Source organism: Streptomyces sp. SID9727, assembly GCF_010550605.1.
Classification (GTDB): domain Bacteria; phylum Actinomycetota; class Actinomycetes; order Streptomycetales; family Streptomycetaceae; genus Streptomyces.
In genome coordinates, this window is record NZ_JAAGNI010000245.1 from 57483 (window position 1) to 70438 (window position 12956).

The 12956-nt window shown below is 74.0% G+C and carries 10 protein-coding genes; 4 read left to right on the forward strand and 6 right to left on the reverse strand.

Translation table 11 applies throughout. From position 1 onward, the window contains the following. Positions 1 to 24: 24 nt before the first annotated feature. From G3I41_RS15765 to G3I41_RS15790, 6 genes are all read right to left on the reverse strand, one after another. Complete coding sequence (locus G3I41_RS15765; protein WP_164400834.1) at positions 25 to 345, reverse strand: pore-forming ESAT-6 family protein; 321 nt, start codon at positions 343 to 345, stop codon at positions 25 to 27. Between the two features lie 59 nt (positions 346 to 404). Continuing rightward, positions 405 to 737, reverse strand: coding sequence for a hypothetical protein (locus G3I41_RS15770; protein WP_164400835.1), 333 nt, complete (start codon positions 735 to 737; stop codon positions 405 to 407). A gap of 161 nt (positions 738 to 898) precedes the next feature. Next, positions 899 to 4909: a type VII secretion protein EccCa gene (gene eccCa, locus G3I41_RS15775; RefSeq protein ID WP_164400836.1), complete on the reverse strand. Its 4011-nt coding sequence runs from the start codon at positions 4907 to 4909 to the stop codon at positions 899 to 901. A 97-nt stretch (positions 4910 to 5006) separates the two neighbouring features. Beyond that, on the reverse strand, positions 5007 to 6122 hold the full coding sequence (locus G3I41_RS15780; protein WP_164400837.1) for a MinD/ParA family protein: 1116 nt from the start codon (positions 6120 to 6122) through the stop codon (positions 5007 to 5009). Positions 6123 to 6186: 64 nt separating this feature from the next. Continuing rightward, the gene (gene eccD / locus G3I41_RS15785) at positions 6187 to 7509 is read right to left on the reverse strand and encodes a type VII secretion integral membrane protein EccD (protein WP_164400838.1); all 1323 of its coding nucleotides are present in this window, start codon (positions 7507 to 7509) and stop codon (positions 6187 to 6189) included. A 78-nt stretch (positions 7510 to 7587) separates the two neighbouring features. After that, positions 7588 to 7845, reverse strand: coding sequence for a hypothetical protein (locus G3I41_RS15790; RefSeq protein ID WP_161212351.1), 258 nt, complete (start codon positions 7843 to 7845; stop codon positions 7588 to 7590). Between the two features lie 224 nt (positions 7846 to 8069). Here G3I41_RS15790 and speB point away from each other — a divergent pair, with 224 nt between their 5' ends. The 4 genes from speB to G3I41_RS15810 all read left to right on the forward strand — a co-directional run. Then, positions 8070 to 9038: an agmatinase gene (speB, locus tag G3I41_RS15795; RefSeq protein ID WP_164400839.1), complete on the forward strand. Its 969-nt coding sequence runs from the start codon at positions 8070 to 8072 to the stop codon at positions 9036 to 9038. Then, positions 9035 to 10720 (forward strand): thiamine pyrophosphate-binding protein, encoded by a 1686-nt coding sequence (locus G3I41_RS15800; RefSeq protein ID WP_164400840.1) that lies wholly within the window; start codon positions 9035 to 9037, stop codon positions 10718 to 10720. The genes speB and G3I41_RS15800 overlap by 4 nt, the downstream gene beginning before the upstream one ends. Positions 10721 to 10862: 142 nt before the next feature. After that, positions 10863 to 11822, forward strand: a complete 960-nt coding sequence (locus G3I41_RS15805) for a serine hydrolase (protein WP_164400841.1) — start codon at positions 10863 to 10865, stop codon at positions 11820 to 11822. A 218-nt stretch (positions 11823 to 12040) separates the two neighbouring features. Further along, the coding region (locus G3I41_RS15810) for a serine/threonine-protein kinase (RefSeq protein WP_164400842.1) at positions 12041 to 12956 on the forward strand (916 nt) is incomplete at its 3' end.

Below are 12956 nucleotides of genomic sequence, written 5' to 3' on the forward strand. Positions count from 1 at the left end.
GCCGCCCCCCCGGAGTCGTGAACGTCAGCCGATGTTGTCGACGGCTGCCTTCGCGCGGGCCAGGGTCTGGTGGGCCGTGCCGTCGTTCTTCTCCAGCGTGGAGCGGAGAAGGTGGATGATGTTCTTGACCTCCTGGGAGGTCGCCTGCCAGCGGAGTTCCTTGCCGTGGTAGTCGTCCGCCACGCCGTCCGCCGTGAAGTCGGCCATCGCGGCCTTGACCTGGCCGTCCCGGGCCGTGATGACCAGTTCGAGCTGAGCGATCACCGACTGAAGGCTGCCCTGCACCTCGGTCGATGCTCCGGTGTCGTACGACCGCCGGTCCGTGTTGCCGCCGTGTCCTGCCATAACTCTTGTCTCCCCGTCAGGATGTGTACGGATGCGTCGAAAGTGCCGGTCGTGCCGGCTCAGCGGCCGCCGAAGCGGGCCGCGTCGAAGTTGGCCGAAGCCATCTGTGTACGCGCGTTCTCGCCCTGTTCCTGCTCGCCCGAGCCGAACGCCGCGTCCATGCCCTGCTGACCGCCCAGAATGCCGGAGAGCGAGGCGTTCAGCGCCGCGGTGATCTCGTCGGAGCGGTTCTTGAAGTCGTCGAACGCGACCTTGCCCGCGCCGTTGAACTTGCCCTCCAGCGGCTCCGCCGCGGCGATCAACTGCCGGATCAGCGTGCCCAGGTCGGTGCTGGACCCCTGCGAGTTCTTGAGCAGCGTCGACAGGACCGTGGACCCCATGTCGAACTTCATCGGCTTCCCCCTATGCGTCGAAACCCTGAACGGATGTATCCGTCCCAGCATTATGCCTATCAATCAGCGCGTCGCTACTGCAATCTGCACTCGGCCACATCGCCGCGGTGACGGGGCGTGTGGACCGCCGCCCCGTCGGCCGCGCTTTGCGAAGCGGTACGTCAGTGCGGTACGTACACCGTCTGCGTCAGCCGGTTCGGGCGCCCCCGCTGGATGAAGACCCCACGCCCCGCCGCCTGTTGGGAGGCGTACACACCGGGGAAGAGCTGGCCCTCGCTGCGGTCGCCGGACATCACCAGCGCCGAGGCCCCCGACTCCCGCAGGCCCTGCACCACCGGCTCGTACATCCCGCGCGCCGCCCCCGCCACGCGCCGCGACAGGACGAAGTGCAGGCCGATGTCCACGGCGGAGGGGATGTACGGGAGGAACGCGGCCAGCGGCGACTGGCCCGCCGTCGTCAGCACGTCGTAGTCGTCCACCAGGACCACGATGCGCGGGCCCTGGCCCCAGCTTCCCGGCTCCAGGTCCTCCAGGCGGGCGTTCTCGTCCGGCAGCCGCTTCTCCAGCTCGGCGGCGATCGCGGCCGACAGGCCCGCGCAGAGCTTGGGGTTGTACGCGTAACCGCCGTTCAGCTCCTCCGGGACCACCCCGCGCAGCGAGCGCCGGGGGTCCATCACCGCGAAGACGAGGTCGTCCTCGCCGTAGCGGTCGGCGAGCCCCTGGGCGACCGCGCGCAGCAGGTTCGTCTTGCCGCACTCGCTGTCCCCGAGCACCAGCAGGTGCTGGTCGTGGCCGAACAGGTCGAGGAGCACGGGCGCCAGGGCCGACTGGTCGAGGCCGAGCGGCACCCGCTCCGGCTCCGCCGCCCGGCCGGGCAGCAGGGACGGTTCGAGGACGTGCGGCAGCACCCGCACCGGCTGGGCGACCTCGCCGTGCCAGGTGGCCCGGACCGTGCGCGCGGCGCGCTCCAGGACCGCTCCCAGGTCCGCGGTCTCCGCCACCCCGTCCGTGCGGGGCAGGGCGACCTGGGCGAAGAGCTTCCCGTCGGTGAGGACGCGGCCCGGCTCGTCGGGGGAGAGGGTCTCGGCGAGCTTGCGGTCGATGCTCGACTCGCCCGGGTCGTTGAGCCGCAGCTCCACACGGGTGCCGAAGTTGGACTGGATCGCGATGCGCACGTCGTTCCACCGGAGCATCCCGGCGACGACGTGGATGCCGTAGCCGCCACCCCGCTTGAGGATGTCCGCGACCGCGTCGTCCAGCTCGTCGAAGTCGTCGCGCAGCGCGCCGAACCCGTCGATGACGAGGACGATCTCGGCGGACGCCAGCTGCGGCAGGCGGCCCGCCGCGTGCAGGGCGCGCAGCTGCTCGACCGAGTCGATGCCGTGCTCGCGGAACAGGTCCTCGCGCAGGGTGAGCATCGCGCGCACCTCCTCGACCGTGCGCGCGGCCCGCTCCCGGTCGGCGCGGCCGGCGACGCCGCCGACGTGCGGCAGCCCGGCGAGGGCCTGGAGGCCGCCGCCGACCAGGTCGAGGCCGTAGACGCCGACCTCCTGCGGGGTGTGGGTGAGGGCCAGCGAGAGGACCAGGGTGCGCAGCAGCGTCGTCTTGCCGGACTGCGGGCCGCCGATGACCGCCGCGTGCCCGCCGGCCACCGTGAGGTCCAGGAGCCACTGCCCCTGCCACTGCTTGGCCGGGTCGTCCAGCAGCCCGAGCGGCACCAGGAGCGGGCCGCGCTGCCGGGTGCCCGGCCTGCCCGTGTCCGGGCGCATCCCGGTCAGCCGCATCCCGCGCGGCCCCGCGTCCAGCGGTCCGGCGACGGCGTCGAGGGTGACCGCCGTGGGCAGCGGGGGCAGCCAGATGCTGCGCACCCCGGGCGCCGCGCCGGTCAGCTGGTCCACCATCACCGCGAGTTCGGTCGGCCCGGTCTCGCGGCGGCGGGCCGACGGCTCGCGGTCCTGCGGGCCGCTCTCCGGCCCGGCGAGGGTGTTGTACGCCTCGTAGGGGAGGGCGAGGGGTCCGGTCTCCTCCTCGTCCGCGGTCCGGACGGGCCCCCGGTACGCGCCGGAGACGTAACCCGCCTTGAAGCGCGTGTAGTGGCTGGTGTCCACCTTGAGGAAGCCGAAGCCGGGCAGCGGCGGGAGGTGGAAGGCGTCCGTGGTGTCCAGGACCATCCGCGACTCGTCGGCGGAGAAGGTGCGCAGACCGAGCCGGTACGAGAGGTAGGTCTCCAGGCCCTTGAGCTTGCCGCTCTCGATGCGCTGGCTGGACAGCAGCAGGTGCACCCCGATGGAGCGGCCGATCCGGCCGATGGAGAGGAACAGGTCGATGAAGTCCGGCTTGGCGGTGAGCAGTTCGCCGAACTCGTCGATCACCACGAACAGGTGCGGCAGCGGCTCCAGGTCCGGCCGCTTCCGCGCGCGCAGCGCGGCGTAGTCCCCGATGTCGGCGACGTTGCCCGCGTCCTTCAGGGCCTGCTGGCGGCGTTTGACCTCGCCGGCGAGCGAGGAGTGGACGCGCTCGACCAGACCCGCCTGGTTCTCCAGGTTGGTGATGACCCCCGCCACGTGCGGCAGGTCCGCGAACGGGGCGAAGGTGGCACCGCCCTTGTAGTCGACCAGGACGAGTGCCAGGTCCTCCGGCGGATGCGTGGCCGCCAGGCCGAGGACCAGGGTGCGCAGCAGCTCCGACTTGCCGGAGCCCGTCGCGCCCACGCACAGCCCGTGCGGGCCCATGCCCAGCTCGGAGGACTCCTTGAGGTCCAGGAGCACCGGCTCGTGCCCGTCGCTGATCCCGATCGGCACCCGCAGGAAGGCCCGTTCGCCGCGCGGCGCCCACAGCCGGTCCAGGTCCAGCGCCGCCACGTCCTGGATGCCCAGCATCGCGGCGAACTCGACCGGACCGGCCAGCGGCGCGTCGGCCAGGGACTCGGCGGACAGCCGCAGCGGCGCGATCATCCGGGCCAGGCCCTCCGCGAAGTCCACCCCGACCTCGTCCACCGTGCCGTGCGACTCGACGGTCTCCGCCGCACGCAGGTCCTCCACGAGCACGTCCGTGCCGTCCACGGTGAGGCGCACGTTGACGTGGTCCGGTTCCTGGACCCGCCGGCCGAGCAGGTGCACCACCGTCACGCCCATCTCGCGCAGCCCGACCGCGTCGTCGGGGCGCGGCAGGTCCACGGCGTCCTCGCCGTGCCCGTCGACCACCACGAGCAGCCGGGAGTTCATCGCGAGCGCGTCCCGCCCGGCCAGGCCCCGGCGCACCTCCGCCGCGTACGAGGCGCGCCGGCGCAGCTCGGGCCCGAGGAGCCGGGCCAGCCGCTCGGCGGAGGGGGCGATGCGGCGGGCGGCGACCGGGCCGTCGGACTGCTCGGGGTCGAGCAGGTGCGGCAGCCACTTGGCCCATTCCCAGTCGGCCATGCGCTCACCGGAGGCGGCGACCGCGATCGCCACGTCGTCCGGCGCGTGCAGGGCCGCCACCTGGACGAGCAGGGCGCGCACGACCCGCAGGCCGTCCTCGCGGGGGCCGACCACGCTGACGTTCCCGGCCCGGTCCAGCGGGACGGTCAGGGGGAGTTCGGTGCCGTTGCGGAACCGCTGCACCACGGCCGACGCCTCGTTGAGCATGAACTGGTCGGGCGGGGTGAGGACGGACGAGCCCTGCTCGCCGATCCGGAGGTCCCGCAGCGGCATCTCGCCCGTGCCGGCCCGTATCCGCAGGAAGTCGTCGTCGGCCCTGCGCCGCTCCCAGAGCCGGGCCGGGTCGCGCACGATGTCGTAGAGGGCGTACGGGGACGGGTTCAGCACGTCCGCCTGCTCGCGCCGGGCCCGCTCCTCCGCCGACAACTCCTCGCGCAGGTCCTCCACATAGGCGAGATACGCCTCGCGCTGGGTGCGCCGGGTCCGCTGCGCCTTGCCGCGCTGGGAGAGCAGCAGCACCGCCGAGCCGATGACCGTGACGACGAGGATGATCGCGCCCAGCCCGGCGAACTGGCTGTTGCGGACCACCGTCATCATCACCACGGACGACATGACCCCGGCGACCGGCAGCAGCGACATCGCGATGTTCCCGGACTTGCCCTCGGGCAGGTTGGGCGGCGCCTCGATGGTGCGCGGTTCGGAACCGGCCGGCGGGCGCGTCGTGCGGGCGGGGCGGTGGATCAGGCGGGTGCTCATCGGTTCCGTCCGGGGATCTCGGCCGGGTGGGCGCAGGGGTACGGGCACGGTGTCGCGCGGCGCACGGGAGGGGCGGGGCAGGCCCTCGGCACCGGGCTCACCGGCGCTTCTGGGACAGTTCGAAGACCTCGGCGGCGAGGCGGGTGGCGGCCAGCCGGGCCGGGCGGGAGAGCAGTCCGGTGCGCAGCGGTCCGCCGGCCGCCAGGTGCCGGTCGTACGGCAGGACGTGCACGCGGGCGCCGGTCGTCGCGAGGCGCTCCGCCGCCGCGCCGACGTCGATGCCGAGGCGCGGGGTCGTCACGGAGAGCGCGACGACGGTCCCCTCGATGACGTGCCGGGGGAGTGCCCGGAGCCATTGCAGCACGGCGTACGTGCTGGTCACTCCGTCGAGCGTGGCGGGGGCCGCGAGCACCCGGGCCTGCGCGGCGGACAGGGCGACCCGGGCGACCTCGGCGGGCAGCGTCTCGCAGTCCACCACGGTCACCCCGAAGTAGCGGCGCAGGGCGACCATCACCCGTTCGTACGTGACGGTGTCGACCATGGCCCCGATCCGGCCCTGGCTGCCGGGCAGCAGCCAGGCGTTGTCCGGGAGCTGGACGAGGTAGCCGGTGACGTCGAGCAGCGACATCTGCGGCGCGGCGATGTCCGCCAGGTCGGCCGTGGTCCACCGCAGCGCGTCGGCGCCCAGCCGCAACGGCAGCGAGCCCAGGGCCGGGTCGGCCTCCACCAGGAGGACCGGGTCCTGCCGGTAGTGCGCGTACGTGGTGCCGAGCAGCGCGGTCACCGTCGTCTTGCCGGCGCCGCCCCGGATGGACGTGACCGCGATCTGCCGCCCCGTCGTCACCGGCTGCTGGAGCACCTCGGCGGTACCGGTGAGCGCGGCGACCTCCCGGGCGGCGGACCCGGAGACGATACGGCGCACGGCGCGCGCGGCCCGTACGGCGACGGGCTCGCCCCGCACCGGCCGCCGCGCCACGGCGGCCATCGCCTCGTCGAGGACGGGGAGCGAGTCGGGGGTGGGCGGAGGCGTGGGCGACCCGGGCCAGGCGCGGGCGGCGGGGGCCCGCGTCTCCGGTTCCGGCCGCGCGGGCGGAACCGCGGGGCGCGGGGTCTCCGGGGCCGCCGGGGCCCCGGAGTCGCTGGTTCCGGCCGGGACCGGCCCCTTCAGGTCACGCAGGAGGTCGCCCTGCCAGTGGTGGTCCGCGTTCGGCATGTCTGCCCTTCCTCGCCGCTTCGTTGCCCCGCCGGGAGCGCCCGCGTGTGTGGTCTCGGAGTCGTCAGAACTTGTTCAGCAGCTGCCCGTAGACGCCGAACACCCCGACCGCGAGCGGGAAGAGTCCCACGACGCCGATGGACTCGACGAGATCGGCCGTCCGCCGCAACCGCACCCGTACGTGCTCCGGCGGCTCCGCCACCAGCGCGAGCAGGGGCAGCAGCGCGGCCACGCACAGGACCGCGACGGGCCCCGCGCCCCCGGAGTGGTCCAGCCACAGCACCACCAGCCGCACCGCCACGACCGCGGCGGCGGCGAACAGCGCCACCACCTCCGCCACCAGCGGGAACGCCCGCGCCCGGGAGAGCAGCACCACCGCCACCAGGCACGGCAGCAGCACCGTCCACACCGTCGGCCGGCCCGCCGTGGTCAGGAGCCAGCCCCCGGCGGCGGCCGACACCGCCGTGACGAGCGTCGCCAGGGCCAGGCCCCTGTGCGTGGCGGCCAGCGCGTTGCCCACGTCGTGGCGGCTGACCGAAGCGCCTCCCGAGCGGCGGTCGTCCAGCCCCGTGAGGCCCGACGCCATCAGGGCGAGCCGGGGGAGCAGGCCGAGCAGGACCACGGAGAACACGGCCGTCACGGCGCCGAGCCGGGCCCGGTCCTCCGCCACGGCGGCGACGATCTCCCAGACCCCCGTCACCACGGCCGTGGCCAGCGCGCCGATCAGCCCGCCGCGGCCCAGCGGCGACAGCAGCCCGAGCAGCACCAGCGAGAGCGCGACCGCCCCGGCCACGGCCGCCAGCCGCAGCGCACCGGACCAGTCGTGGGCGTCGGCGGCCGTCCACGCCGTGAGAACGCCGAGACCGGCCGAGACGAGGAGCAGCGCGGTCGTCAGCGAGCGGTTGCCCCGGCCGAGCCGGGCGATCAGCGCACCGGCCGCCATCAGCAGGACCGTGACGCCCGCCAGCGCCCCGGCCAGGGCGCCCAGCGGGAACTCGCGGCGGGCGAGCAGCGCGGCGATCACCGCGAAGACCACGGTCGCCGCGCCCGCGCCCGCCCGGCGGGCGGCCGGTCGCCACCGCCAGGTCTGGAGGTCCAGGCTGTCGGCCACCTGGTCCGTGACGTCGTGGACCACCGGGGCCGGCGGGGCCGCGTGGACGCGGACCAGCCGGAGCACGGCACCGTCGCCGATGCCCGCAGAAGCCAGGGTGGCGTCGTGCGGCAGCGCCGAGCCGTCGGCGGTGAGCAGCTGCCTGGTCAGCGGACGGGACGCGGCCCGGTCGTCCAGCAGCTGGAGAATGTCCGGAAGGAGCTGTCCGACCGGGGTGTCGGAGGGCAGGACGAGATCCGCGCGGCGCCGCTCGCCTACCAGGGTCACCCGGCTCATCTCCGCTCGGGGAGCCGTTGCCGTACTCACTGACGAGAACCAATCATCGCGACGTCCAGGAATGTGGGGGCCGACCGGTCAGCGGTTGTACTGCTGGTACTGCCGCTGCTGTTTCTCCTGCTCGGCCTTCTGCTTGTCCAGGGTGTGCTGGAGGAAGGACCAGCCGACGCAGCCCGCGCACAGCACGGCGGTGATCGCGATGCCCGCGAACACCTTGCCCAGGCGCTCGTCGGCCGTCCGCCGCGCACGGCCGGTGCCGAACAGGAGCGCGTCGCGCATCCGCCGGCGGCGTACTCCCACCGACTCCAGCAGCTGACTGTCGTAATCCCGTGCCATGCGATCCCCCTTTGCCACTGCAACATAAGCCATGGGGCGCTGAGAGGGACACCTCAGGGTGCCGGGATCAGGGGCGCGGGGCGGACCTGGGGGATTCATCCGTTCCGGTGGGTGAGTGGACGAAACGTACACTTCAGTCCGGCCCCGCGGGCGCCTAGCGTCGCTCCGGCAGACGCGCCGGAAGACCCCGGCCCCCGCACCCGATGGAAAGGGCACCACCCACCATGAGCAGCAACGACGCGCCGCGCGGTCCCGTCGACTCCTCCCGCGTCCCCCGGTACGCCGGGCCCGCGACGTTCGCCCGGCTGCCCCGCCTGGACGAGGTCGGCACGGCGGACGTGGCCGTCGTCGGGGTGCCGTTCGACTCGGGTGTCTCCTACCGGCCCGGCGCCCGCTTCGGCGGCAACGCGATCCGCGAGGCGTCGCGCCTGCTGCGCCCCTACAACCCGGCGCAGGACGCCTCGCCGTTCGCCCTGGCGCAGGTCGCCGACGCGGGGGACATCGCGGCCAACCCGTTCCACATCGAGGAGGCCGTGGAGACCGTCGAGGCGGCGGCCGACGAGCTGCTGTCCACGGGCGCCCGGCTGATGACGCTCGGCGGCGACCACACCATCGCGCTGCCGCTGCTGCGGTCCGTCGCCAAGAAGCACGGCCCGGTCGCGCTGCTCCACTTCGACGCCCACCTCGACACCTGGGACACCTACTTCGGCGCCGCCTACACCCACGGCACGCCGTTCCGCCGGGCCGTCGAGGAGGGCGTCCTCGACACCTCGGCGCTCTCCCACGTCGGCACCCGCGGCCCGCTCTACGGCAAGCAGGACCTCACCGACGACGCCAAGATGGGCTTCGGGATCGTCACCTCGGCCGACGTGATGCGGCGCGGCGTGGACGAGATCGCCGACCAGCTGCGCCAGCGCATCGGCGACCGGCCGCTGTACATCTCCGTCGACATCGACGTGCTGGACCCGGCGCACGCCCCCGGCACCGGCACCCCCGAGGCCGGCGGCCTCACCTCCCGCGAGCTCCTGGAGATCGTGCGCGGACTGTCCTCCTGCCACCTGGTCTCCGCCGACCTGGTCGAGGTCGCCCCCGCGTACGATCACGCGGAGATCACCTCCGTCGCCGCCTCGCACACCGCGTACGAGCTGACGACGATCATGACCCGCCAGATCGCGGAGGCCCGGCAGCGTTGAGTCACGACCACCACGACGAGCGGCCCGAGCTGACCCCGGCCCAGATCGAGGCCGCGCTGAACCCCCCGCCCGGGCGGACCGGCGGCGACCTCGTCGTCGAGACGCTGCGCGGGCTCGGCGCGACCACGGTCTTCGGGCTGCCCGGACAGCACGCGCTGGCGCTGTTCGACGCGCTGCGCCGCTCGTCGCTGGAGTACGTGGGGCTGCGCGTCGAGAACAACGCGGGGTTCGCGGCCGACGCCTACGGGCGGATCACCGGCGAGGTCGCCCCGCTGTTCCTGTCGACCGGGCCCGGCGCGCTGACCTCGCTCGCCGCGCTCCAGGAGGCGGCGGCCGCCTCCGCGCCGGTCCTCGCGGTCTCCAGCCAGATCCCGGTCCGGGGTCTGGGCGGCGGGCGCCACGGCCATCTGCACGAACTGCGCGACCAGCAGGCGTCCTTCCGGGACGTCGTGAAGTCCGTCCACACCGTGCGCGCCGCCTCCCAGATCCCGTCCGCGATCGCCGCCGCCTGGGAGTCCGCCCTGACCGCCCCGCACGGCCCCGTCTGGGTCGAGATCCCGCAGGACGTGCTGGACGCGGAGACCGGGCTGCCCGTCGTCCTCGCCCCGGACGCCACCCCGCGCGAGCTCCACGCCCGGCCCGAGATCGTCGCGGTCGCCGCGCACCTGCTGTCGCACGCGGAGCGCCCGGCGATCGTCGCGGGCGGCGGGGTCGTCCGGTCGGACGCCGCCGGGAAGCTGCGGGCGCTCGCCGAGAAGCTGGCGGCCCCCGTCGTCACCACGTACGGGGGCAAGGGCGCCTTCCCCTGGGGCCACCCGCTCTCGCTCCAGTCGTGGGTGGAGGACCGGCACGTCACCGACTTCCTGGAGGACGCCGACGTCCTGCTCGTCGTCGGCTCCGGACTCGGCGAACTCTCCTCGAACTACTACACGTTCGCCCCGCGCGGGCGGGTGATCCAGATCGAGGCGGACGCCGGGAAGCTGGAGGCCAACCTCCCCGCGCTCGGCATCCACGCGGACGCCCGCGACGCGCTCGCCGACCTCATCGACGCGGTCGCCCCGCGCGAGGACCCGGCCGCCGCCGACCGGGCCGCCGGGGTCCTGGCCCGGGTCCGGGACCGGATCGCCGGTCAGGGCCGGGAGCTGGAGCAGGGCCTTCTCGCGGCGATCCGGACCGCCCTGCCCGACGCCTCGCCCAGCTTCTGGGACATGACGATCCTCGGCTACTGGGCCTGGGCCGCGTTCGACGCCCGCCGCCCCAATACGATGCACTCCGCCCAGGGCGCGGGCGGCCTCGGCTACGCGTTCCCGGCGGCGCTCGGCGCGGCGGTGGCCGACCCCACCCGGCCGGTCCTCGCGGTCTCCGGCGACGGCGGCGCGATGTACTCGGTCGCGGAACTGGCCACCGCCCGGCAGTACGGCCTGCCGGTGACCTGGCTGATCGTGGACGACGGCGGCTACGGCATCCTGCGCGAGTACCTGACCGGTGCCTTCGGCGAGACCACCGGCACGGAGCTGGCCCGCCCGGACTTCACGGCCCTCGCCGAGTCCTTCGGCGTCCCGGCCGTCCGTACGAGCCCCGAGACGCTCGCCGCGGACCTGGCGGAGGCGTTCGGACGGCCGGGACCCTCGGTCGTCGTACTCCCGGCCCGTCTGACGATGTTCGAGCCGACGCATCTGTAGGCCCGCGCACCCGCAAGTCGACAGACCTGTAACAGGCCCCCGCAGGGCCCTGGGACGCGTACAACCTTCCGGCCGCCCGCGAGTCATCTCATGCGGGCGTGCCGGGGGGCCGCCCGCACGAACCTTCCAGGGGGAACGCACCATGACCATGTCCCGTACCGCCGGGCGCACCCGCGCCGCGCTCTGCGCCGCCGTCGCCGCCGGGGTCCTCGCACCCGTCGCGCTCGCCGCCGCGCCCGCCTCCGCCGCGACCGCGCAGGTGAGCTGCACCTCCAAGCGGGCCGGACTCGCCGCCCAGCTGACCAAGGACATCACCGCCGCGCTCAAGGGCCGCAAGTCCACCGTCGCGCTCGCGCTCTACGACCGGTCCACCAACACCACGTGCACGCTGCGCGCGACGAGCAAGTACGACTCCGCGAGCGTCGTGAAGGCGACCGTGCTGGCCACGCTCCTGTGGGACAACGCCAAGCACAACCGCTACCTCACCCAGCGCGAGATCGACCTCAGCACCAAGATGATCACCAAGTCCGACAACGACGCGACCACCAGCCTGTGGAAGCAGCTCGGCGTCAGCAAGGTCAACGCCTTCCTCAAGGCGGCCGGGATGACCCACACCGTGCCCGGCTCCGGCGGCTACTGGGGCCTGACCCAGATCACCGCCCAGGACGAGCAGCGGCTGCTGACCCTGCTCACCTCGAAGAACTCCGTGCTCACCGACAGCGCCCGCTCCTACGAGCTGGGGCTGATGAAGAAGGTCGTCTCCTCGCAGCGCTGGGGCACCCCGGCCGGCGCCGTGACCGGGACCACCGTCCAGGTCAAGAACGGCTGGCTGCCGCGCGCCACGCACGGCTGGCGGGTGCACAGCATCGGCGCCTTCACGGGCAACGGCCACGACTACGGCCTGACCGTGCTCACCCAGGACAACAAGACGATGAACGACGGCATCAACACCATCCAGGCCGTCGCCCGGGTCGTCCACAAGGACCTCAACCCGCGCATCATGCACCACACGGCCCTCCCCGTCCCCGCCGCCCCGCAGGAAGCCGTCCCGCCGGTCCCGGAGGCGCCCGCCGGCCGGATGCTCACCGCCAAGCCGCGGTAGCGGGGGAGCGGGGGCCTCGCGCCCCGGTCGGGCCCGCCTCCTACCGGGCCCGGCCGGGCGCAGGAAAACGCGGGAGCCGTGCCCTGTGCGCGGCCCGGATCGCCGGCGGATCGCGATCGGCAGGGCTGCACGCGGCTCTTCCGGGTACGCGGCGTCTCAAGGAGCGTCGGGTCCGGATCACCGACTGGCGTAAGCCCCCCAACGCAGTAGGAGAGGGAATGAGGCTTCGCGAACCTGCTCAGGCCACGGCTTCCCGGCTTCACGCCGAGGTGCTCAGCGGCCGGTACCGCCTGGACGAGTCCCTCGGCTCGGGCGGTGCGGCGGACGTCTACCGGGGCTTCGACCTGAGGATGAGACGACCCGTGGCCGTCAAGGTCTTCCGGCCCGACACCTGCCTCGACGCCGAGGAGAGCTGGCGGGCCGAAGCGGAGATCCTGGCCCGGCTGCACCACCCCGGCCTGGTCACCGCCTTCGACGCCGGGCACCACGACGGACGCGCCTTCCTGGTCATGCAGCTGATCGAAGGCACCACGCTGAAGAACCACATCGCCGAGGGGCCGCTGTCCCCCGACGCCGCCGCGGCACTCGGAGCCGGCCTCGCCGAGGCGCTGGCCCACGCACACGAGGCCGGCATCGTCCACCGCGACGTCAAGCCGTCCAACATCCTCCTGGATGCCGCGCGCCGTCCGCACCTGGCCGACTTCGGCATATCCAGGCCCCTGGACGCCACGGCCCGGACGGTGGCCGACACCCTCGTCGGGACCGCCGCCTACCTGTCCCCCGAGCAGGTGCTCGGCGGGCCCGTGGGGCGGCCCGCCGACATCTACGCCCTCGGCCTGGTGCTCCTCGAATGCCTTACGGGCAGGCTGGAGTACGGCGGCGGCCCCGTCGAGGCCGCGATCGCACGGCTGCACCGCCCACCCGCCCTGCCGCTCGACGCGCCGGAGGAGTTCCGCGCTCTGCTCGGCCGGATGACGGCCAAAAAGGACGACGCCCGCCCGACGGCCCGCGACTGCGCCCGCGCCCTGACCGCGCTGGCCGACATGGCGCCCACGACGGCCGGCCTGACGGTCCCCGTCCCGCCCTCCGGCACCGGGCCCCAGCCGGCCGGGGCGGCAGAGCCCAGGCGCGCGG

Excerpts from the sequence above, each read along its gene's own strand:
- G3I41_RS15805 (WP_164400841.1), top strand. The coding sequence starts at position 10,863 with ATGACCATGTCCCGTACCGCCGGGCGCACCCGCGCCGCGCTCTGCGCC.
- G3I41_RS15790 (WP_161212351.1), bottom strand. The coding sequence starts at position 7,845 with ATGGCACGGGATTACGACAGTCAGCTGCTGGAGTCGGTGGGAGTACGC.
- G3I41_RS15765 (WP_164400834.1), bottom strand. The coding sequence starts at position 345 with ATGGCAGGACACGGCGGCAACACGGACCGGCGGTCGTACGACACCGGA.
- eccD (WP_164400838.1), bottom strand. The coding sequence starts at position 7,509 with ATGAGCCGGGTGACCCTGGTAGGCGAGCGGCGCCGCGCGGATCTCGTC.
- G3I41_RS15780 (WP_164400837.1), bottom strand. The coding sequence starts at position 6,122 with ATGCCGAACGCGGACCACCACTGGCAGGGCGACCTCCTGCGTGACCTG.
- eccCa (WP_164400836.1), bottom strand. The coding sequence starts at position 4,909 with ATGAGCACCCGCCTGATCCACCGCCCCGCCCGCACGACGCGCCCGCCG.
- G3I41_RS15770 (WP_164400835.1), bottom strand. The coding sequence starts at position 737 with ATGAAGTTCGACATGGGGTCCACGGTCCTGTCGACGCTGCTCAAGAAC.
- speB (WP_164400839.1), top strand. The coding sequence starts at position 8,070 with ATGAGCAGCAACGACGCGCCGCGCGGTCCCGTCGACTCCTCCCGCGTC.